The following is a 21,573-nucleotide window of genomic DNA, read 5'->3' on the forward strand; positions in this document are numbered from 1 at the left end:
AACGTCCTGAGCGCAAGGCATGCAGGAACGTTTCCAATTTAAATTAAATTTGAGGAGCAGATTATGTTCAACGAACGGCATTACTTGATCCCTTTAGAATCTGCCGTGTCAGATCCTGCACAGATCGCCATTCTTCAAGTGTTACAGCATCTGGACTATAGTTTGCTTTCTCAAACCTCAGGAGCAGAAGATTCAAAGGTTCACGTAACTGTGGCTGTTCTAATGTCCAACGCTGGAATGATTCCCTCATGGTTTCATGATCGGCCCGTAACCAACCTCTTCGTCGCAATTTCTTCATGATGCGCTGTGTCTCAAAGATAATTTTGTCTCCCCATGTTAATGAACGACCCATTCGTAACCGCAGAAAACCAAAGTATAATGTAGCGTGGAATCGATAAATTCCTAACAATAATATACCTGCCGCCACTACAGCGATGATCGCTTTTTGGATACCAGGACCAAGGTAAGAGAGAAAACCTGACTTCTGTTTGTTTTTACCGGCCTCTCCTAGCAGGACCTCAGCAAGCGTCTCCTCACTGTCATCCTTCGTAGTAAGAATCGAAGCGCTATAACCAGAAGTAGCTTCAAAAGGAATCCATCCGTAATCTCCAAAATACAGTTCAGCCCAAGAATGTGCGTTTGCATCCGTTACTCTGTACTCTCCACCCATAGATTGCTGAATTTGCCAAGGTAGATGCTGCATTTGTTCATAATCAGGTAAGCTACCCGAAGAATATCCCTTGACCCATCTTGCTGGAACGCCTAACGAGCGTGCCATCATAACCATAGCAGTAGAGTAATAATCACAATAACCTTCCTTAACTTCAAACAGAAATCCATCAACGAAATCCTTACTCTTTTTCAAAGAGACATCAGGTTCGTTTGTATACTCATAATTTTCACGCAGATACTCCTGAAGCAGTTCCATTTTCAGATACGGGGTAGATGCAACATCTGTGATTTCCTCGGCTAGATCTACTACACGTTGCGGAAAACCTGAAGGAATCTGTAAGTAGTCCTTTTCTGTCGAATTGCTGTAAAGTGATTCGTAACTTGCACTTCGAAGTTCCGCGATTGGAATAATCGGGACTTGGGAGACTACTTTATATTTCTTAGGGTAGCCTATTAACGAGTTTTCATTGATTTCTGTGTCCAAGTGTATCTCTGACTCTCGATTTGCCCAGAACAGATTTACGGGGAGGTTAACTCCGCCATGCCCAACATCCTCGGTATCCTCGCTATCATCTATTAGCTCTACTCTTTGAATAGCATAGCTACCAAATATGACAGGATACTTATAATCCGTTTGCATTGTAAAAGTCTGTTCAACTGTTTGTGTTTCTAACTTGCCAGATGAGCCATTTGTTAGAATTCCTCCAGGAGCATAATGTTCCAAATCTCTTGGCTCAACTGTGAGGTCACTCCAACCTTTACCTGTGTAATTCCGGCGTGTCTCACCACGCCAGTAGGACCTCACCGGCGAATCTACTGTCATAACCGTGTTAAAACTAAATTCAAAGCCATTCCCAAGTTTAGCATCGTCTCGACTATAACCAGATACGGTATCCTCAGTCGTTATTGTATTACTAAACGTAGTTGAATCACTCGATGCTACGAGTCCTACTTCCCCCCCAGAACGCTTATCGGCTTTAATCCAAGCAGTATAAGGATCGGTTAGTATCGGGGACACTACTGGCATGCTAATTCCTATCAATTGAATACAAGCAAAGATGATTACAATGCTTATGACCATCTCTAAAGGATATTCCAATAACCGTTTCCAGCCCTGCGGATATGTAAGCTGAAACTGGACAAAATGGAGACTTAATAACCACCCGAGACCTGCAAATACTGTCCAAGCTACATTTTCCCATAAATAAGTAGAAGTAAATGAATCCAATATCGCAAATGCAACTAGATTAAATCCTAAAAAGATTAAAATTCGTACTCTATCATGGAGCAGGCGGAGCAAAATTTCGAACAATGCCCAAGCAAACAAAGAGAACCAAATATAAGGTGTGAATTGTTGCGCCATCCCCAGAAACTGATCAGGAAACAGGGGACCTTGGGGTACATATACGTCATAGTAAGTCAGGACAATACGCCAAACTGCAATTAATGCAATGGATTTGATTATCCACCGCCAAGGAGGTTTCAATGGTACCGGTATCTCGATCAAAGAGATCACAATCAACGTTACAATAACTAAGGTTGACGTCTGCTCTAGCCAGATAGGCTCAGAATATTGAATCCACTGCATCGCGATGACCATCAGCCACAGCATACTAATAACACGGTACCACAAGACATTCCTTAATACGTCCTGTTTATACATGACGCCTACCTCCCATAGCAGCAGGAAGATCTTGAAGGGAGGAGACATAAGTTCCTTTTACGCCTCGTTCCGATAAGAGTTCTGATCTTCGAAAAGTAGCGGTTCTACTTCGAGTCTCCGTAGCATGACCCGGAACCCCAATCTGAATATGGTAAGGTATCATTTGTCGACCTTTCACCCAGTTCATAATACTGAGTGCTTGATCATCTTTCATCGGACTGATTAGAATGAAGAATGATCCCGAGGGGAAGCATTGCTTGTTTGCTTCTAATCTCTCTCTATGTTTGCCAACTCCGTCGTTATGAATATCTACCATATGGTGTATCATTTGTTGTCGTTCCAAATAATTTTCGGCTGGGGCAAAACTCCGAAAATTTTTCCCGAGTGTACATAACCCCATACTGATCCGCTCCCTGGCCCCATACTGGAGCAGAGAAGTAACCGTAGAGACCGCCAATTCGAACTGTTCTGAATGCTTATAATTCATAGCGTGTGCATCCAATACCAGCATTGTCTTTGGAAGTGATTCATGTTCGAATTCTTTCGATTTCCACGTTCCTGTCTTAGCGGTAGCGTTCCAGTGAATCCGTGAAATTCGATCACCATAGACATAATCCCGTACACCGTTGATTTGTGTTGCTTCTCTGCGGGATAACGATGTTGCCATCTCTGGTCCAGCCAGTCGAGAATTCTTACTGTATAACTGCCAATAAGGAATAAAAACAGTCCGGGGAAGAATATGAAACTTCCCATCCGTCTGAAATTCCCCCTTATTTTCCATTAGGCCAAAAATATCTCTAGATATACACTCCGTGGAAGAAAAAACGTATTTACCGCGCTCAAGCGGCGGAGTCTGATACGATAATGAAGCTTTTCCCTGACTAAGGGGAATCACGCTATCTTCGAAAGCCCACGATTGACCATTATGACGCCGAAGTAACTCCCGAACAACAATATATGGAAGCGGTATCATTTGTGGTAGGTTAAGAACTAGTTTCACCTGAACTTGATCTCCGGCCTGTAGATGTCCACGATCACCTTCGAGCGATAGCGTCCTAGTTCCCTTAATACGCTTAACACCGCTAAATCCACCAATAACCAAGTAGGCAGCCAAGATCGATACCATGGCAAATAACATAAACGATGTTTTCCCGCCCTGAAATAATAAATAAAACAAACATATTAACCATACGGATGCCACTTTCCAGAATTTAGTGGAGGTTAATCCTGATTTGAACGAGCTCATCACCGCTCGCATGATCAACGTCCTACTGACACCGGTACGTTTGCCTGCTGTAAAATTTTCTGCAGGACAACGCCCGAATTCATGCTATCCATACGTGAGTCAGGACGCAATAAAATGCGATGCCCAAGCACATATGGAGCTAAAGTCTTGATGTCATCCGGTAATACATAATCACGTTCTTGTAAGAACGCATAGGCTTTAACCGCCATCATAAAGGCAAGAGACGCACGTGGACTTGCACCCAATAGTACTGCTTCATGTTCGCGCGTACGACGAACAATAAACAACAAATAATCGACCAGAGACTCATTCATATGCACTTCACGAATCTGCGACTGAATCGCCGTAATTTCCTCCATCGTTGTAACCGGTTGAAGCTGGTCGACAGGTTGACCCTGGCTGTGGGAATGCAACATGGTCTTCTCGGTTCCCTCATCAGGATATCCAATGCCTATTTTCATCATAAATCGGTCTAGTTGTGCTTCCGGTAGCATGTAAGTTCCTTCGAAATCGATCGGATTCTGAGTAGCACAAAGCATGAAGGGATGGGGCAGCTCATGTGTTATTCCATCCACAGTAACACAACGTTCCTCCATAACTTCCAGTAGCGCAGATTGAGTTTTTGTGGTCGCACGATTGATCTCATCCGTAAGCAGAATATTCGTCATCACTGGGCCTGGTCTAAATACGAAACGTTCTTCATGAGGATGGAAGATAGACACCCCAGTAATATCACTGGGTAGAATATCAGGATTACATTGAATACGTCGATATTCACCACTCATTGATTTTGCCATCGCTTTAATAAGTTGGGTTTTCCCTGTTCCCGGTACATCCTCAATCAACACATGACCGCCTGCAAGTAACGCTGTTAATAGAAGATTGATCTCAAATGATTTCCCCAAGATGCAAGATTCCAAATTGGATCTGACAGCAGCTAACGTTCGAATAGATTGTTCATTAACGGGCATGTATTTTTCCTCCCCAGACCATAGAAATGTCCATACAGTGTATGATAACTCACTCATGCTGTATATTTCTTCCTATAACCTATTGTACATGATCTGAGAGTGGGAAAGATACTTTAGCGCTCCACTAAATATGATAAAAAGTAACGATTTTTAAGTATTTATCCTTTTGGTCGGACGACTAATGCTGCTAGAAATGAAAAAATGATCGCTGCGGAAATACCCGCACTGGTGACATCGAATATCCCCGTAATTACGCCTACCCAACCATCTCTTTCCAGCTCGGTTAATGCTCCATGAACTAAGGCGTTACCAAAGCTGGTAATTGGCACTGTAGCTCCTGCTCCAGCAAATTTCACTAAAGGATCATACCACCCCAAAGCATCAAGTACCGCTCCAGCCACAACTAGGCTACTCATGGTATGTGCCGGTGTTAATTTCAGCACGTCAAACATCAGTTGTCCCACTACACAGATCAAACCACCAATTACAAATGCCCATACAAATATCATAATCTGATCTCCTCACTTTCTAGAGCCACTGCGTGCGCTATACATGGAATGCTCTCCCCTTGCTGATACGACAAGGGAGATAACAGAGCACCTGTTGCAATGATAAGCACACGATTTAGTTCTCCGCGTTTTATTTTTTTTAAGATATGGCCATAAGTGACTACCGCAGAGCATCCGCACCCACTTCCACCTGCTATAACAAACGGCTGCTTCTCTCGGCTGTAAATCATCAAACCACAATCACCAAATTCAGTCTGGTCCATGGACACACCGTCTTTGTCCAAAAGCTCCTTTACGATAGCATGTCCAACAGAAGCCAAATCTCCCGTTACAATCAGATCATAATCTTTCGGCCCCCGACCCGTGTCGCGAAAATGGGAAATAATCGTATCCGCAGCAGCCGGTGCCATAGCGGCCCCCATATTAAATGGATCCTTAATTCCTAGATCCTGAATTCTTCCAATTGTTGCATGGGTAATCCGTGGACCAGTACCCTTCGAAGATACAACAGCGCATCCTGATCCCGTCACGGTATATTGAGCCGTTGGAGGCTTCTGCGACCCATATTCTGTCGGATAACGAAACTGCTTCTCTACCGTACAGTTATGACTAGCCGTACCCGCAAGCACATTTATTGCGTTACCTGAATCAACGAGCAGTGCAGCGAGAGCTAAGCTCTCCATAGACGTGGAACAAGCGCCAAACACACCCAGATAAGGCGCAGATATTCTCCTTGCAGCAAAGGTCGCACTTATGATCTGGTTCATCAAATCGCCACCAATAAAACACTGTAAATCCTCTTTTGCAATCCCCCCATGAACTAGTGCTAGTGCAGCAGCATGCTCCAATAGCTTACGTTCTGCTAATTCCCAGGTCTTCTCATCGATTTCTAAATTATCGTAGCTAAAATCAAAATCTCCGGATAAGGGTCCCGCATTCTCATCTGGGCCAACAACAGTTGCCGCCCCAATAATGATCGGTTTCGTGGGGAACTCCCATGTTTGTGACCCTTTTAGCATATTTAATGGGCCCCCCCTAAACCAAATATCACATGGATTACACCAACAACAAATGCGGCTACAACACCAAATACGATGACAGACCCAGCCAGTTTAAACATATTAGCCCCTACACCTAACACTAATCCTTCAGGTCGCGACTCTAATGCTGAAGAGCACATTGAATTGGCAAATCCGGTGACCGGTACTGCTGAACCAGCACCTGCCCATTGAGAGATTTTATCGTATACACCGAGTGAGGTCAGAATCACAGAAATAATGATCAGGATAGCAACCGTTGGATTTCCAGCTTCCTTAGACGACATACCCGCAAACGTCATGAATAACTGCGTAATACATTGTCCAATTAAACAGATAAATCCGCCAACTAGAAAAGCCTTTAAACAATTACCCCAGATATTTTTTTTGGGACTATGTTTATCGGCGATTTGCTTATAGTCCTGATCCGTCAGCAACACTGAATTCATTTTTAACCGCGACCCAGGTTTCGATTTATTGGGCATATGACCATCCCCCTGCTCAAATTACGTTTTTTCTGAATGCTGTGTATTCATTATTTGTCATTTTCATGTTTGTTATGTTTGGTAAATCATCCATATAGAAACCTCGCAAGTACAACTCTCTACGCATAAAAAAACAGTGACTCCCTCTCATGGAAAAGGAAACTCACTGTTTGGATAACTCTAATTCTCATACGTTTACCATTATAGACATAGAAGAATAATAACCAGTAAAATAAACAGAAGAAGGATCATAATCCAGTCCTTCGAGTATCGTTCCATCATACTTTGCCTCCCTATTTTACCTTAAAACTTGCTGTAGTATATGTATCTAGGTAGTGCATCAGTGCGTGTCCGTTACGCATATAAAGGTTCATGGACAATCCATAAAAGGTGGTACATACTATAATGTACTGAGAGGAGAGAACAACATATGAATGAACAAACATTAGCGCTTTTTAAACATTTAACAGAATTCCCTTCAGCTCCGGGTTTTGAACGTGAGCTTCGTGCTTCAGTCAAAGAAAAGCTGTCAGCTTACACTGAAGAATTCGTACAAGATCGGCTAGGCAGTATATTTGGTGTGCTCCGGGGAGATGAACAGGGTCCCAAAGTAATGGTTGCTGGGCATATGGATGAAGTGGGATTTATGACAACAGGAATTAGCGATAACGGAATGATATCTTTCCAACCACTTGGTGGCTGGTGGAGTCAGACTGTATTGTCACAAAGACTGCAAGTTATTACAGAGCAAGGACCCGTTGTTGGGGTTGTAGGTTCGATTCCAACTCATTTACTTGATGAGTCTCAGCGTAATAAGCCTGTAGATATTAAGACCATGTATCTTGATATCGGTGCAGATAGTAGAGAAGAAGCAGAAAGCTGTGGTATTAAACCGGGGTTACAAATCGTTCCCATCTGTGAATTCACACCATTAGTCAACCCGAAGAAAATTATGGCCAAAGCATGGGATAACCGTTATGGTGTTGGACTTGCTATTGAGTTGATGGAGGCACTGCATCAGGAGAAATTACCTAACATTCTGTATTCCGGGGCAACTGTACAGGAGGAACTTGGACTTCGTGGTGCACGGACTGCAGCAAACCTTATTCAACCTGACATTTTCTTTGGTCTGGATGCGAGCGCGGCAAATGATATGACTGGAAACAAACAAGTCTTCGGTAAATTGGGTGAGGGAGCATTGCTACGGATTTATGATCCTACCATGCTTACACACCGGGGATTGGTGGAGTACATTCAAGATACAGCTGACACGCATAAAATCAAGTATCAATATTTCGTTTCTCCAGGTGGAACGGATGCTGGACAAGTTCACTTAAGCGGAATCGGTGTTCCATCCGCAGTCATCGGCATTTGCTCTCGCTATATTCACACCTCGTCTTCCATTATCCATACGGACGATTACGCCGCAGCTAAGGAACTGCTGATCAAGCTCGTTCGCGGATTGGATCGGACTACGCTGAACACGATATTGGAGCGTAGCTAAACGAAAGATAATAGAGAATAAAAAGCTTGTAAAGCTGGGAATCCAACTTTACAAGCTTTTTAGCTTTACTCTAGAAAAAATTGCATTGTCCGATCCGACGACCCAGGCAAATACTCATGTCCGAAATCAGGATAAATAACAAGTTTCTTTTTCGTATTCATTTTATTGTAGGCTGCAAATTGCGTTGACGGCGCACATATTGTATCCATCAATCCAACGGACATTATAACTTCTCCTTTGATCCGTTCAGCCAGAAACTGTATATCAATATATCCGAGCTTCTGAAACACTTCATGTTCACGCTCATGCAACATATCATAATAGCGGAAATATGTACGCAGCTCCCCATAAGCTTCCTGATCCAAGTCCATGTCCCATGTGCGCTTGTAATCGCTAAGAAAAGGGTAGATCGGAGCCAACTTCTTCACCCTTGGCTCCAACGCAGCACAAGCTATTGTAAGTCCTCCTCCCTGAGATCCTCCCGCTGCATAAACGCGCTCAGGATCGACTTCAGGCAGTTCCATCGCTATTCCGGCTAATTGTGCCGTATCCAAAAATATGTGGCGGAATAGCAGTTCATCCGGATGATCGTCCAAACCACGGATAATATGTCCGTGATGGGTATTTCCCTTCACGCCACCAACATCCTCCGAGCTTCCTCCCTGACCGCGGCAATCCATGGCAAGCACAGAGAAGCCTAGCGAGGAGTAGGCCAGCTTCTCGCCCCAATCGCCGGAATGACCGGAATATCCGTGAAACATTACCACAGCCGGATGAGGGGCTTCCGTATGCATGGGACGTACATATTTCGCATGAATTCGCGCCCCCTTCACACCGGTGAAATACAAGTCGAAGCATTCCGCATTTGGCGCTTGAAAGCTACTAGGCACAAGCTCTACCTGCGGATCAACTGCGCGCATCTCCGCGAGAGCCCGTTCCCAATACTCATCAAAATCCGCCGGGCGTGGATTAGTTCCTTGATAGGTTCTCAATTGTTCTAATGGCATATCGATAATTGGCATAGCTCTTCTCCTCTACCCTTTCATTACGGTTTCATATCAATAAGGAATGTCTTGATTTCGTACGGCTTTATATCAAAGGAGATATGTGGACCTTCTTGAAGCGGGATAATCGGCTGTTCCAACAAATCGGTTTCCTGCCACGAAACGATGTGGAAATCGCTGGAGAGAATAACGTTGCTACGCGCACCCGTATATTCATGCAGCCTGATTACAACCTGATCGCTGTCCTCCGCCTTCTTCACCGTGTCAACTATGACATGATCCACATCGAGCTGCAGCATCGATTTGCCTGACAAGGCGGCGAAACCTTTAAGCAGTGTTAGCGGCTGATTGAGCGAAGCGGCTTCTCGTACGGTACCATCCGCCACCCAATCTCCGGAGTGAGGAAACAGCGAATACGTAAATTGATGGAGACCTTGGTCCGCATTCGGATCCGGATACGTAGCGGATTTGATTAAGGTCAGCCGGATGATGTTATCCTTAATGTCATGACCGTATTTGCAGTCGTTCAACAGACTAACCCCGAAGCCCCGCTCGGACAAATCGACCCATTGATGCGCGACCGTCTCGAAGCGCGCATAATCCCAGCTCGTATTCCAATGCGTCGGACGTTTGACGTTGCCGAACTGGATGTCGTACGTCGCTTCCGTAGCGCGGACCTGTACCGGAAAAGCGACCTTCAACAGCTGCTGCTTCTCCCGCCAGTCGACCCTAGAAGCGAAATCGATGCGCCGGCTGTCTGCGTAAACGGTCAAGTTCTGAACGATCTGCGAATCCATATACCGCCACTCGAAACGCAGAACTGCACTGTACGCGTCGTTCTCGATCAAGGCAACCGATTCGAGTTGCCTGATTTCGCGCTGTTTCTCCTGGTAGAACAAATCGATATCCCATGCGTCGAACATTTTTGGTTTGTCTTCAAACACCTGAAGCACGTTGCCGCACGTTCCCTCGGCGATAACCTCACGCTTTGCCTTACGGTCGTATAGATGCGTCAACTGCCCGAACTCGTTCCATTCCAGCACGTAAAACGGCGTTGTGAGCTTGCGGCATTCATAGGTGAACTTCGGCTGTGCTTCCTTCATGTCCAACGGAGACGGCTCGAAACGAATGGTCAGCCCCCCCGCTGGAGGCACGTCGGTAACGCAGACCTTCCAGAAATCATCTAATTTTACGGCATCAAGTTCCCTGCCATTCGCGGCGATCCAGTGGCCCGATTCCATGCCGGACTCGGCCGGTATCCGAACCAACTCGGTGCGCGCATAGGAGGCGTTGTTCCACACCGTCCACGCCATAGGATCCACCGTAGTAAGCGCTTCGGCAGCATCCTTTCGGGCCTCCAGTCCCCACACTTCCGCTTCTGCATATTCCCGCCGTGTATCTTCGTAAACCTCCGGAATGGATGAGCCCGGAATAATATCGTGAAACTGGTTCCGCATAATCGTCTTCCAGCCCTTGTACAGCTTCTGCTGTGGATATTCCTTCCATCCAGCGCCAACAACCCCATTCAACGACTGCAGCCACTCCGCGTCCCGGTACAGGAACTCCAGCTTCCGGTTCATCCGTTTGTTATACGCCTGGCTCGTATAGGTTCCCCTGTGGTATTCCAGGTATAGCTCACCGTCCCACGTATGCACGTACTGGTCCGTCTTCTCTACGGTCTCCTGCAACCTCGCGAAATAGTCTCCCGCCCGGCCCGTTTTCACGTGGGGCAGGCCGGGAATTTCGTTCAGGCGGCGCCGCATCTCCAGCATGTCGCGATTGACCCCTCCGCCACCGTCACCGTAGCCATACGACAGCAGGAGCTCACGATTCAAGCCTTTGTCTCGGTACGTATCCCAAATTCCTTTGACGGAGTACGGCTCGATTAACCCGTTGTAGGTATACCACCATACCGTCGATCCGGGAACCTCCGGTGTCGTCACGAAATGCGTCAGCACCTCGGAGCCGTCGATACCACGCCAGATGAAGGTGTCGTGCGGCATCCGGTTGTACTGGCTCCAGCTGATCTTTGTCGTCATGAATGTATCGATATTCGCTTTCTTCAATATTTGCGGTAATGCCCAGCTGTAGCCAAATACATCGGGCAACCATAAGTAACTACAGGTCACGCCGAATTCCTGCTGTAGGAAGCGGGTCCCGTACAGGATTTGCCGAACGAGTGATTCTCCACTGGTTAAATTGCAGTCGGCCTCTAGCCACATGGCGCCGCCCGCCTCCCAGCGCCCCTCCTTGATGCGCTGTTTGATGTCTTCGTAGATGTCCGGATAGTCTTCCTTGATGTATTCGTACAGTTGGGGTTGCGTTTGCAGAAATACGTATTCCGGGTACTTCTCCATCAGCCGCAGGACAGTGGAAAAAGAGCGCGCCGCTTTTTCGCGGGTATGCGTCAGTCGCCATAACCACGCGACGTCGATATGCGTATGGCCAATGCATTGCACCGCGACCTGACTCGTCTTCTCCCACGACGCCACTGACTCGCGCAGCGCACCTGCTGCCTGCCGGATCGAATCGTAAAACGCCTCCGATCCGGGCTTGGACCAATCGATCAGCTTAAAGGCGTAGTCCAGTGACTGCAGCAACTCGAACCGTTCCGGTTGATGCTCCTCAAGTACCTTGACCGTATTCAATACACCCCGGCCCGTGAAATAGAGGTCATCAGCAGCCTCGTCCAGCACAGTAAGCTCCGCCTTCCTGATCTGATGCTCTTGCTCCTGCGGTATTCCGCCTCCCTCCAATCCAGACCATAACCGAAAACAAAGGTCGACTTCGGTTCCGGCCCATTCCTGTCGCATGAATACTTCTATATGGTTGGAATCGACACCTTGATATGGAGCGCCGTTCACATAAAGCAGCGATTCGAAGCCCGAATTATGTCCCGGCCCCGTGCTTCCAAAATCGAATCGCCCGACTACCGTATGTTCCGACCATTCGGACGGGATCGTAACCCGTTGCCTTAACCAAACATATAGATCACGACCCTTCCAGCGGTCACCGATTTGTATCGTTGCATCGCAGCTCGGGGTCGCCGGCGGCCTGGCGCCGTTCATCTTGTCTAAATCGGGCGTGAACATCCATTCCCCAATCGGGCGCAAGTCTCGATACCGGTACCCATCCAACTCATTTAAGCGTTGCTCAAGCTTCTCTTCAGTCCAAAACATGTTTCAAGTCCCCTCTTATAGCACGTGTTATTATTCAAAAAAAATTCTAAGGTATGAAAAGCTCATTTTGTTTATTTCACACCTTAAAAGTCTGGAAAATTTATCTTGAGTAAGTAGAGGCACAGGCCAGAATCAGCGCTCAATTCCTCTAATGGTCATATTAATCGTTTATCCTTTGACAGCAGAACTTGAGAACCCTTGAATAATATATTTTTGGCCCAGGAAGAAGACGATGAGTAACGGCACGACTCCCGCTGTAGCTGCGGCCATCATCATGTTATAGTCCACTCCTGCTTCCAGCATGAAATTTTGCATGCCAAGTGGTACCGTGAACAGTTTTTTGTCCAACAGGAAAATCAAAGCGTTCTCATAATCGTTCCAAGTCCAAGTAAAATCAATAATAGCGAAAGTTGCCAGTACCGGTTTGGAGAGTGGCAGGAACAATTGAAAGAAAATCCGAAAATGACCGGCACCATCAATAAAAGCCGCTTCAGATATTTCGTGGGGAATGCTCATGAAAAATTGCCGAATCATGAAGACGCCGAACACCGTAAACAAGCCCGGAAGAATGAGCGCCCAATGGGTGTTGTAAATTTTCATCCAATCAAACATGATAAATTTCGGTACAAAAAGTACTTGTGGTGGAATCATCATCAGACATAGATATAGTAAAAAGATACCGTCCCTCCCCTTAAACGGAATACGGCTAAAGCCATATGCCGCAAAGGCAGCGAGCAAAGGAGCTCCAATCATCAAAATTATAGAAATCTTCAGGGAATTGAAATAGAAGAGTGCAAATCCGTCTCCCGTCATCCATACCTTAAAGTGGTTGGTCCATACTGGATCGTGCGGAATCCATTGAATCGGATAAGTGAAGACATCCTTCGGTTTCTTAAACGAGGTGCTGATCATCCAGATCATTGGCGACAGCAGCAGTAGACTGGCTAGCGTCATGATGATCGTATTGAAGCTTTTAATCACCCGTTCTCTGATTATTCTGATATTTCTCGTATCCATTTGTGCGTCTTCCCCTCTGTTAATAATGGACCCACTTTTTCTGGCCAACCCACTGAATAACCGTGATGCAAAGGATGATCAGGAACATGGTCCATGAGACGGCCGAAGCGTAACCCATTTCATAGAAGTTGAAGGCTTTTTTATATGCGAAAATAGAGAAAACGGTCGTACTATTGCCTGGCCCTCCTTGAGTTATCGCATAAATCATGCCAAACCCCTTGATAGAGCCGATAAAGCCCGTGATCATCAAGAAAAAAGTCGTCGGACTAACCAATGGAAATATAATTAGGCGTAGTAACTGCCCAAATGTTGCTCCATCCATCTTGGCAGCTTCCAGCTGCTCGGAAGACATCTCCTGCAGTGCAGCCAAATAAATGATCATGTTGTAGCCGATGCCGCCGGCGGTCATCATGATCAGCACTGCATACATCGCCGTATCCGGCGAAGCAAACCATAGTGGAGGATCCGATACGCCTATGGATCGCAGAAAGGCATTTATTGGACCGTTAGTAGGCTGAAATAGCACCATCCAGACGAAAGCGATAGCGATACCGCTGGTAAAATAAGGTGCGAAAAAAAACGCTCGTAAAGTCTTCTGCAAATAAGTACGATTATTGAGCATGACTGCAATCAGAAATCCGAGCATAATAGAAATCGGTACAGGAATCAGTACCAATAAGGTGTTTTTGACCGATACAACAAATAAATCATCTCTCACCATCATCCTGAAATTATCCAATCCAACGAAGTGCGGGGATTGCCCACTAGCGAATACCCAATCCGTAAACATTAAATAAAAGGAAAACAGGGCAGGAACGAGCATAAACACCATCATTCCGATTAGATTGGGAGCGATAAACACATAACCAATCAGCCTCTGCCGCTTCATCCAACTCACGATCGGTCACCGCCTTTCTCTCTATATAATGTAGCTGTAGCTTCATACAGCTTGCAGCCAAGGAGGGATGTGATACTAACCTCCCCCCCTCCTTGGCTGATGGTGCTATTTAGATAACGCTTTCAAATTATCATTGTGTATCCGTGCCAATTCCTTCGCGGCTTCCTCTGGTGTCAGCTTCTGGGTAAATGCTTTGTCATAGACTGCTTGCTGCTCAGTCCCTGTCTTCCGGTCCAGACGGCTTAAGCCAAGCGGCAAATCGCCAAACATGACCCGCTTGATTGAATCCAGATCATAAGTGTCTTCCACGCCTTTGAACATAAGGGCGACAGCCTCATCGACAGGGAAGTCCTTGGAGGAAGGTACTCTTCCGCCCGCCGCCATAGGTAGCATGCCGCCATCCGCATACCATTGGATAAACTTCCAGGCAGCTTCCTGATGTTTGGTGCTAGGATTGATGGAAATCACATCACCCAAGCCACCGGCATTAATATAATCGCTCTGATCCTTGTTCACCTTGGGAGCCGGAGCCGCCGCGACCTTGAATGTCCGTGGAAATTCTTGCACATTGTTCGTCGTGCGGAATATCTGGTTTGTAGAGAACAACATTGCCGTTTCTCCCTTCACAAACATTTGGTCCAAGGCAGGCTTCGAAGTGATTTGCTCCGTATGAGGCATCAAGCTCTTATCGGTGAACATCATGTCGAAATAAACCTGAAGCGTCTTAACCGTCAGCGGGTTGTCAAAAGCAGAGGTTCCATCGGCCTTTGTCAGTTGTAAGCTTTGCTTCTGCAAAGAACCGTTGATAGGCACATTGAAGTAATAATCGCTTTGCGCCAATCCCCAGACTTTGTCAGACTTGAGCTGGGCGGCATAATCTCTGAACTCATCTAACCCCCACTCCGTCGGAATTGGTAGTCCCTTGGCATCAAGCATATCCTTGTTCAGCCAGACAAAGGATAAGCCCTTCTGGGTCGGCAGACCATAATACTTATCGTCTACTTTCCATAACGCAGCTCCTTCTCCCATTTTATCGTCCACGTTGTAGTCGGAGAACTTACTGAGATCCAGCGCGTTGCCTGCTTTGATCCGCTTCTCGTAAAGGCTGAAATCATAGTTCACGTACATATCCACGGGCTGACTAGAGATAAGCGCCGTATCCAGCTTCAGATTGCCCGCATCGTCATTGACGAAACGCACATACTCTACCTGAATGTCCGGATTCTGTTTATTCCAGTTGTCTACAACTTCTTGGGGACCATTCTCAGATGGTACCGCTCCCCACAGGGTAAGCTTGATCGGGTCACTGCTGGCCGTACTTGCCTCAGGAGACGTTCCCTCCGTTTGATTACCGCCTTTTGCACCGCAGCCAGCAAGTGCCAGAGGCACCGCCACAAGCAGCGCCAGCCCTGCAATCATCCATCTTCTGTTTCTCATCTTACCTGCAACCTCCCTTAAATTGGATGTTTGATTCACCCCAACTATACCAAGCCGCCCCTTGTCTCATAAGGGTTGAAACTTGCAGATTAATAGTACAAAACTTAGATGTTATTCTCCCGTCTGAAGGAGCTAGGCGTTTGCCCAACCATACGCTTGAATACCTTAATGAAGTACGCATCATCGGCAAAACCCGTTTGAAAAGCGATTTCTTCCACATTTAGCTTGGAATGCAACAGCAAGCGCTTCGCCTGCTCGATCCGGATATTTTGCAAATAAGCGATCGGCGTCAGTCCGGTTTTTTTGCCAAACACGGTGCTTAAATAATCCACGTTAATGGATACCAGCCTGGCTAAATCCGCAACCTTGATATTTTCCTTGTAATGCTCCAGCATATATTGAATCACCCGATTCACCTCGGGATGATCTGTATAACTTACATTTTCCTCCTTCATCTGCCGGATCAGCTCATATATGGCATACTGTACATAGACAAGCAGCGATTCATGGCTGGTAACCGAGTTGATTTCTTGCCGGTCCTCCGATTTCCGCCCTGCCAGCATTACTAGCATATGAAGAAGATGCGCAGCGAACATTTTCACTTCCATATGGGAAAAAGCCGATATCTCCATGCTGTCCCATATCAGAGCTGTCACCTCGGCGCATTTGAGTTCGTCGCGTTCTTCAAAGCAGCGGATCAGCTCGGCCTCCAGCTCCGCGATAGGTGGCAACTCGTGTCGCTCCTTCACCGGAATTGCCTTACAACCGTACCACTCCCCGTTCAACTGATTCAGCGCAGAGCGCCAATCCTGAGACAGCTGAGTCAGACTGCTACCAGCCGCCAGTCCAATGGAACAGTTCGACTTGTTCCAGCTCACATACTCTGCCGTCTTCTGAAAGCTCCAGCAAAAGAAGGTTGTCTGCCCCCCCTCATAGAAGGCTTGAACCAACTGATACTCCTCGGTTTGGATACCTGCCTGTTCCGCAGCAGAAGGGGTAGCTCCGCTTAAAACGGTAACAATATCAAGGCTCAAACTGCGGAATTTCTCCGCTGCCGCAATCGTTCCGGCCTGATCTTTATCGGCCGACGCGACCGTTCCCCGAATGCCTGACCAGATACGATGATAATAAGGATAAAGCGCCTCTCCAGCCATGCTGAGTTCCTCAAGCAAAGATCCCTTAATACGCCCCAAGCTCTCCAACAGAACTTCATCATTTAAGGACAACTTTAACAGATAGTTAAAAGCCCCGTACTGGAGGGCATCCCGGGCATAATCAAAGTGGCCCATGGCCGTCAGCATAATAAAACGGCTGCGGATTCCCGCCTTCCGTGTTTCTTTCAATAGTTCAATCCCGTCCATCCCCGGCATGACAATATCAGCGATCACGACGTCAGGCTTAAGACTCATAATAGCCGCGAGAGCTTCCTTGCCGTTCCCTGCCTCACCTACAACGCAAAATCCGTGGCGTTCCCAATCCACCGTTTCCCGGATGGCTTCACGGACAAACGCTTCATCTTCCACCAGTAAAATCGTCCACATACCCACCGTCTCCTTCCTGTGAATAAGGCGTCGCAATCAGCAAAGGTAACCGAAATCGGATCAGGGTCCCTTCCGCATCGGATATAAATTCCATGGAGCCTTCCTCCTTAAAAAGCAACTGTAGCCTTTCTCTCAGATTGCTCAGTCCGATGCCATGACCGCTTCGTCTTCCCGGTTTGAGAGCGGCTGCTTCCATGCCAATACCATTATCCTCCACCTCCAGAATAAGCTCGCTTCCCTCCGCTCTGACTCTCACCCAAATCGTGCCGCACCCGTCAGCCACGTCAAAGCCATGAACGATGGAATTCTCTACCAGAGGTTGTAGACTAAGCTTGGGAACTAGAGCGTGTTGAACCGATTCATCCATTTCATAAATAATGACGAAATGATTCCGAAAGCGAAAAGCCTGTATGGATTCATAAGAACGCAACAGCTTTATTTCTTCTTTGAGGGAAATCAATTCAATTTCCGAGTTTAGGCTTGCCTCCAGTATTAGCCCCAAAGAGGTGCAAATGTCTGCAATCTCTTTCTGCTTTTCTTTTCTGGCAATCCATTTAACCGTATTTAAGGTATTCAACAGAAAATGTGGATTCATTTGAGAGAGCAGCATTTGGAAACGAACCGCCTGCTTTTGCCGCTCTTCCAGCTTAAGCTTGTTAATAAGCGCGACAACATCATCAATCATCCGATTGAAGCTCTCACCAAGGGAGCGCACCTCGGCTGTTGCATCCTTACCGATGGTAATTTTGACATTCAGCTTCTTGTCCAGCGCCTCCTCCATGCTGCGCTCTAGGACATATAACGGCTCCGTCATCCGGGCAGACAGGATGATCGTCACCAGCACGAAGACAATGACCAGAATGGTCAAAAAGAGAAAAACGATAAACCTTAATTGCCGAATTTCCTGCTGCAGCTCGCTTAGTGGCATTTGACTCACCACATACCAGTCCAGCTCCTCAAGATAGCTGTAATTGACGAGGGAAGAGGAGTGTTTATCCTCATAGTGTCCTTCCTGTGCCTGGAGAGACATAATCCTCTGCATCATATCCATGCTGAAGTCTGTTTTCTTGCTTTGCAGAACGGTCTCTCCTCGTCCGGTAAAGATGGTTAAATCCTGGTTAACCGGGCTATCCTTTAAAGTGCTGCGGAACCATTCCTGTATGTTGATGCTAATCTGCGCAAGTCCGAAATTTCCCCGCAGTTGGTCGTCGAGAACGGTGTATAGGCTCAGAAACTTGTTTCCTTGGCTGCCGTTCACATCATTCCAATCATCCGCCACCCAGCGGTATGAATGAGCCCCGCTTTGTAGCTTACTCTGCCAATCTTGTAAATCTTTCAGCTCATTGGTCAACTGGCTATTAGGAGCATAGGAGGTATATACATTACCTTTAAGGTCGATGAACCTAAAATACAGCTCCGTCTGATGAAAGAAAAAGCTGTTGTTGATTCCAAACATTTTGCTCTCGATCACTTTCTTTCGTTCAAGGGGGTCATATTTGTCCGGATCGTGCATAATCTGGATCAGGCTCTCATCCTGGCTCAGCATGATATTCGCCTTATAGGCAAATGCCATCATATCCGTCAAGGACACATGCACCTGTTGCATACGCTCGGACATTCGATCCATCATATCCTTCTGGCGAATCGATTCAAAATGCTGGAACAAATAAAAAATAGCGACACACAATGGAACCATCAGAAGGGTGATATAAGCTATGATAAGCCTGTACTTCAAGGTATTCGGAAGCAAATATCGCCAGTTTAGCATCGTGTAGGATCCACTCCTCAAAATAGTAGTAGTCGAATTTCTCATTTTACGAAGAGTGCCGAGACATGTATTCGTTCACCCGAATAATTGCCGGATTTCTCGAATAGGCAAAAAAAACCTCTGTTCAAGAGGTTTTTTTTGCCTAACCCATTGCGGGCTTGGTTTATTGTTCATCATTCATTCGATTATATCACGAGCAAAAACGAAGCCAGTAGATATAAAACTTGTAGATTCATATAACGATTCTTAGGAGTTACTGAACTGCGCCTACACCTTGTTGTCTATTATTCGTATACGCGAATCTCGACAATCTCCGCCCGCGGGCAACCGTTGGTCGCGTCCACCACTACGCGGAGACGGTTGGAGGTAACCGGCCGACCCAGTGTATGCACCACTTTGCGTTTCCGATTGTTTCGACCTTCGGCGACGGAGATCCATTCGCCGTTCATATAAATCTGCACGCGGTAATCCTTGACCAGTTCGGGAATTGTCTCGAAGGATGTGCGGTGATGATGAAGATTAATCAAATCCTCGTTCACGTCGTCATTAAATGTAAGATGAATCGTGCAAATATTAACTGGTGTCGACCAACTCAGCTCCAGCCACTCCGGCGTGTCTTCCCGCAGGAAGACTGACGACCACAGATGCGGACCCGCATACGGCCTGTGATATCCGTCGATCACTTTATCTGGAGTGAATGCTTGTGTCGGCGAGAGAAGACGGAAGCAGAACGGCTTGCGGACAAACGGGCGCATATTCCACTGTACAACCGGCTGATCTGGCTGTTGATCCCCCAGGTCCGGGGAAACGACAGGTTGTGGTCCTTTCTCGAACGCAAGCACCCCAAATTGCGGCTCATCGGACAGATGCAAGACAATCCGTTCATTCGCTTTGACAATGAGGAAAGCGTTCTGTGGAGTATCAGGCTTCCAATGGAGGAGCAGCCTCACCCACTGTCCTGCGCCTTTCGTTACCGGAGTCGAAGCAGTCGTCTGTATCGTATGCGGGACATAGTTCTCACCTCGTCCGGTATCCCATAGCTCCAGCTCCAATGTCGTGTTCTCCGCCGCATCGACGAATAAATCAATCCCAGTCAGCTCCGGATCAACCGGTAGGAGCAAGCTGATATCGGAAACTAGTCGATACGATTCGGCCGGCTTCTCCACAGCTAGCTGCGTCAACGTGCTGGAAGCCGTTGATTTGGCACTCCGCGCCAAATCGGCCGAATCTTCATTGCGGAAACCGATGATAGACGCATCCTGGCGAAGCAGTGTTTGTTGAAGTTCTCGCAAATGGTTCCGGTAGAGCTCGCGTGGAGAAACTCCCTTCTCCGCGCATAATGCAGCACCGGCACCCGCAGCCTCACCGATAACGGCGCAAGTCGCCATAACACGGGTCGTTCCGAATGCCACATGAGATGCGCTGATATCACGGCCGGCCATAATCAAATTGTTTACATTGACGGAATATAGGGATCGGAATGGAACATGGTACACCCCGTCCGCATGTAAATGCTTGGAGCCGCTTTCTGTCGAATACATCCCTTGCGGAGGATGCAAATCGATAGACCATCCGCCGAAGGCCACGCCATCTTCAAACTCGCGCTGAGCCACGATATCATTTTGGTTAAGTACATAATCTCCAATGAAACGGCGATACTCGCGCTTCCCCGGGATGGATCCCACCCACTCCAGCGCCATATTGTCGGCATCGAAGTTGCCGGAATTTTTAATATAGTCCCATATACCATAGATCACTGCCCATAACTCGTCGCGGATCTGCTCGTTGTCGTGAACCGTATCCAGTTCCCCGCCCCATTCGATCCACCAATAAGCGCATCCATTATCACCGCTACGGATGACGCGCTTCAGCGGAATGGTTGTCTTCGTTATATCCTTCGCAAAACTTGGCTGCGTAAACTTGACAGGATGGCCTGCATCCTTCGTATAGAAGAACATCGTACTCCCCAGTGTAATATCATCCGCAACGGGCGGTGCCCAGTCCTCGTTGTACTCGTCCCTCGCCTCGCGGCCGACGTGGTACTTTGCCCCGGCCAGAAATCCGACCAGTCCATCGCCCGTACAATCTAGGAACATACTGCTTTCAAAACGAATACGCCGCTCTGAACCCATCATCCAGCCGGTAACAGAACAAATAACCCTGCTGTCCGCATCGCCTTCGGCTTCCACTTCATAGACATCGGTATTCAAAAACAAGCGAATATTGGGCTCTGCGCGCACAGTCTCGAGCAGAATCATATCCCAAATATACGGGTTCCCGTCGATATTTCGGTACTGATTTTCTACGAACATTTCACCCATAATACCGGTCTCGCGCGCATAACGGTTCGTTCCGTGGGCGGTAGCTCCACAAACCCAAACACGTACCTCGCTGCTTGAATTTCCACCTAGCACCGGACGATTCTGAATAAGCGATACAGTCCTGCCCAACCGAGCTGCAGCAACAGCAGCACTCACTCCCGCCAGACCGCCGCCGACAACTGTAATATCCGACATTATAACTTCCTGCCTCATGAATGAACATCTCCTTATAACGCAATTCAATATCCTTGATTTCATCTTATACTTACAGATTCCCAAACTCCATGCATCATGTTACGATAATCCATATACTTTATTTCA

15 protein-coding genes are annotated in these 21,573 nt (G+C 47.1%); 1 reads left to right on the forward strand and 14 read right to left on the reverse strand.

What is annotated here, in order from left to right:
• Positions 1-67 precede the first annotated feature (67 nt).
• The 6 genes from NST85_RS21550 to spoVAC all read right to left on the reverse strand — a co-directional run bounded on the left by NST85_RS21550 (position 68) and on the right by spoVAC (position 6,583).
• A complete protein-coding gene (locus NST85_RS21550; protein WP_341190339.1) occupies positions 68-2,335 on the reverse strand; it encodes a transglutaminase TgpA family protein in 2,268 nt (755 codons plus the stop codon).
• Positions 2,328-3,593, reverse strand: a complete 1,266-nt coding sequence (locus NST85_RS21555) for a DUF58 domain-containing protein (protein WP_307399240.1) — start codon at positions 3,591-3,593, stop codon at positions 2,328-2,330. Before NST85_RS21555 ends, NST85_RS21550 begins: the two co-directional genes overlap by 8 nt.
• Positions 3,594-3,595: 2 nt before the next feature.
• Complete coding sequence (locus NST85_RS21560; RefSeq protein WP_307399238.1) at positions 3,596-4,552, reverse strand: AAA family ATPase; 957 nt, start codon at positions 4,550-4,552, stop codon at positions 3,596-3,598.
• A 158-nt stretch (positions 4,553-4,710) separates the two neighbouring features.
• Positions 4,711-5,061, reverse strand: coding sequence for a stage V sporulation protein AE (gene spoVAE / locus NST85_RS21565; protein WP_127192233.1), 351 nt, complete (start codon positions 5,059-5,061; stop codon positions 4,711-4,713).
• Positions 5,058-6,080, reverse strand: coding sequence for a stage V sporulation protein AD (gene spoVAD, locus NST85_RS21570; protein WP_341190340.1), 1,023 nt, complete (start codon positions 6,078-6,080; stop codon positions 5,058-5,060). Before spoVAD ends, spoVAE begins: the two co-directional genes overlap by 4 nt.
• A gap of 2 nt (positions 6,081-6,082) precedes the next feature.
• Complete coding sequence (spoVAC, locus tag NST85_RS21575) at positions 6,083-6,583, reverse strand: stage V sporulation protein AC (RefSeq protein WP_127192231.1); 501 nt, start codon at positions 6,581-6,583, stop codon at positions 6,083-6,085.
• 430 nt (positions 6,584-7,013) lie between these two features.
• Here spoVAC and NST85_RS21580 point away from each other — a divergent pair, with 430 nt between their 5' ends.
• Complete coding sequence (locus NST85_RS21580; RefSeq protein ID WP_127192230.1) at positions 7,014-8,087, forward strand: M42 family metallopeptidase; 1,074 nt, start codon at positions 7,014-7,016, stop codon at positions 8,085-8,087.
• Positions 8,088-8,152: 65 nt separating this feature from the next.
• Here the strand turns inward: NST85_RS21580 and NST85_RS21585 are convergent, their stop codons facing one another.
• The 8 genes from NST85_RS21585 to NST85_RS21620 form a co-directional block, all read right to left on the reverse strand.
• On the reverse strand, positions 8,153-9,109 hold the full coding sequence (locus NST85_RS21585; protein WP_341190341.1) for an acetylxylan esterase: 957 nt from the start codon (positions 9,107-9,109) through the stop codon (positions 8,153-8,155).
• A 23-nt stretch (positions 9,110-9,132) separates the two neighbouring features.
• Positions 9,133-12,270 (reverse strand): alpha-mannosidase, encoded by a 3,138-nt coding sequence (locus NST85_RS21590; protein ID WP_341190342.1) that lies wholly within the window; start codon positions 12,268-12,270, stop codon positions 9,133-9,135.
• A 168-nt stretch (positions 12,271-12,438) separates the two neighbouring features.
• The gene (locus NST85_RS21595) at positions 12,439-13,287 is read right to left on the reverse strand and encodes a carbohydrate ABC transporter permease (RefSeq protein WP_341190343.1); all 849 of its coding nucleotides are present in this window, start codon (positions 13,285-13,287) and stop codon (positions 12,439-12,441) included.
• A 19-nt stretch (positions 13,288-13,306) separates the two neighbouring features.
• Entirely contained in the window at positions 13,307-14,176 is an 870-nt protein-coding gene (locus tag NST85_RS21600) for a carbohydrate ABC transporter permease (RefSeq protein ID WP_127192335.1), read from the reverse strand.
• 114 nt (positions 14,177-14,290) lie between these two features.
• Positions 14,291-15,580 carry an ABC transporter substrate-binding protein gene (locus tag NST85_RS21605; RefSeq protein WP_341190344.1) on the reverse strand — a complete coding sequence of 430 codons (1,290 nt, stop codon included), beginning with the start codon at positions 15,578-15,580 and terminating at the stop codon, positions 14,291-14,293.
• A 146-nt stretch (positions 15,581-15,726) separates the two neighbouring features.
• Positions 15,727-17,163, reverse strand: coding sequence for a response regulator (locus tag NST85_RS21610; protein WP_341190345.1), 1,437 nt, complete (start codon positions 17,161-17,163; stop codon positions 15,727-15,729).
• On the reverse strand, positions 17,135-18,931 hold the full coding sequence (locus tag NST85_RS21615; protein WP_341190346.1) for a cache domain-containing sensor histidine kinase: 1,797 nt from the start codon (positions 18,929-18,931) through the stop codon (positions 17,135-17,137). Before NST85_RS21615 ends, NST85_RS21610 begins: the two co-directional genes overlap by 29 nt.
• A gap of 284 nt (positions 18,932-19,215) precedes the next feature.
• A complete protein-coding gene (locus NST85_RS21620; RefSeq protein WP_341190347.1) occupies positions 19,216-21,465 on the reverse strand; it encodes an FAD-dependent oxidoreductase in 2,250 nt (749 codons plus the stop codon).
• Between the last annotated feature and the right edge of the window lie 108 nt (positions 21,466-21,573).

The sequence above is a fragment of the Paenibacillus sp. FSL K6-2524 genome, assembly GCF_038005525.1.
Lineage (GTDB): Bacteria > Bacillota > Bacilli > Paenibacillales > Paenibacillaceae > Fontibacillus > Fontibacillus anaericanus.

Coding starts and splice junctions, on each gene's coding strand:
- spoVAD (WP_341190340.1), bottom strand. CDS start 6,080: ATGCTAAAAGGGTCACAAACATGGGAGTTCCCCACGAAACCGATCATT.
- NST85_RS21615 (WP_341190346.1), bottom strand. CDS start 18,931: ATGCTAAACTGGCGATATTTGCTTCCGAATACCTTGAAGTACAGGCTT.
- spoVAC (WP_127192231.1), bottom strand. CDS start 6,583: ATGCCCAATAAATCGAAACCTGGGTCGCGGTTAAAAATGAATTCAGTG.
- NST85_RS21600 (WP_127192335.1), bottom strand. CDS start 14,176: ATGAAGCGGCAGAGGCTGATTGGTTATGTGTTTATCGCTCCCAATCTA.
- NST85_RS21585 (WP_341190341.1), bottom strand. CDS start 9,109: ATGCCAATTATCGATATGCCATTAGAACAATTGAGAACCTATCAAGGA.
- NST85_RS21595 (WP_341190343.1), bottom strand. CDS start 13,287: ATGGATACGAGAAATATCAGAATAATCAGAGAACGGGTGATTAAAAGC.
- NST85_RS21590 (WP_341190342.1), bottom strand. CDS start 12,270: ATGTTTTGGACTGAAGAGAAGCTTGAGCAACGCTTAAATGAGTTGGAT.
- NST85_RS21560 (WP_307399238.1), bottom strand. CDS start 4,552: ATGCCCGTTAATGAACAATCTATTCGAACGTTAGCTGCTGTCAGATCC.
- NST85_RS21610 (WP_341190345.1), bottom strand. CDS start 17,163: ATGTGGACGATTTTACTGGTGGAAGATGAAGCGTTTGTCCGTGAAGCC.
- spoVAE (WP_127192233.1), bottom strand. CDS start 5,061: ATGATATTTGTATGGGCATTTGTAATTGGTGGTTTGATCTGTGTAGTG.
- NST85_RS21550 (WP_341190339.1), bottom strand. CDS start 2,335: ATGTATAAACAGGACGTATTAAGGAATGTCTTGTGGTACCGTGTTATT.
- NST85_RS21555 (WP_307399240.1), bottom strand. CDS start 3,593: ATGCGAGCGGTGATGAGCTCGTTCAAATCAGGATTAACCTCCACTAAA.
- NST85_RS21620 (WP_341190347.1), bottom strand. CDS start 21,465: ATGAGGCAGGAAGTTATAATGTCGGATATTACAGTTGTCGGCGGCGGT.
- NST85_RS21580 (WP_127192230.1), top strand. CDS start 7,014: ATGAATGAACAAACATTAGCGCTTTTTAAACATTTAACAGAATTCCCT.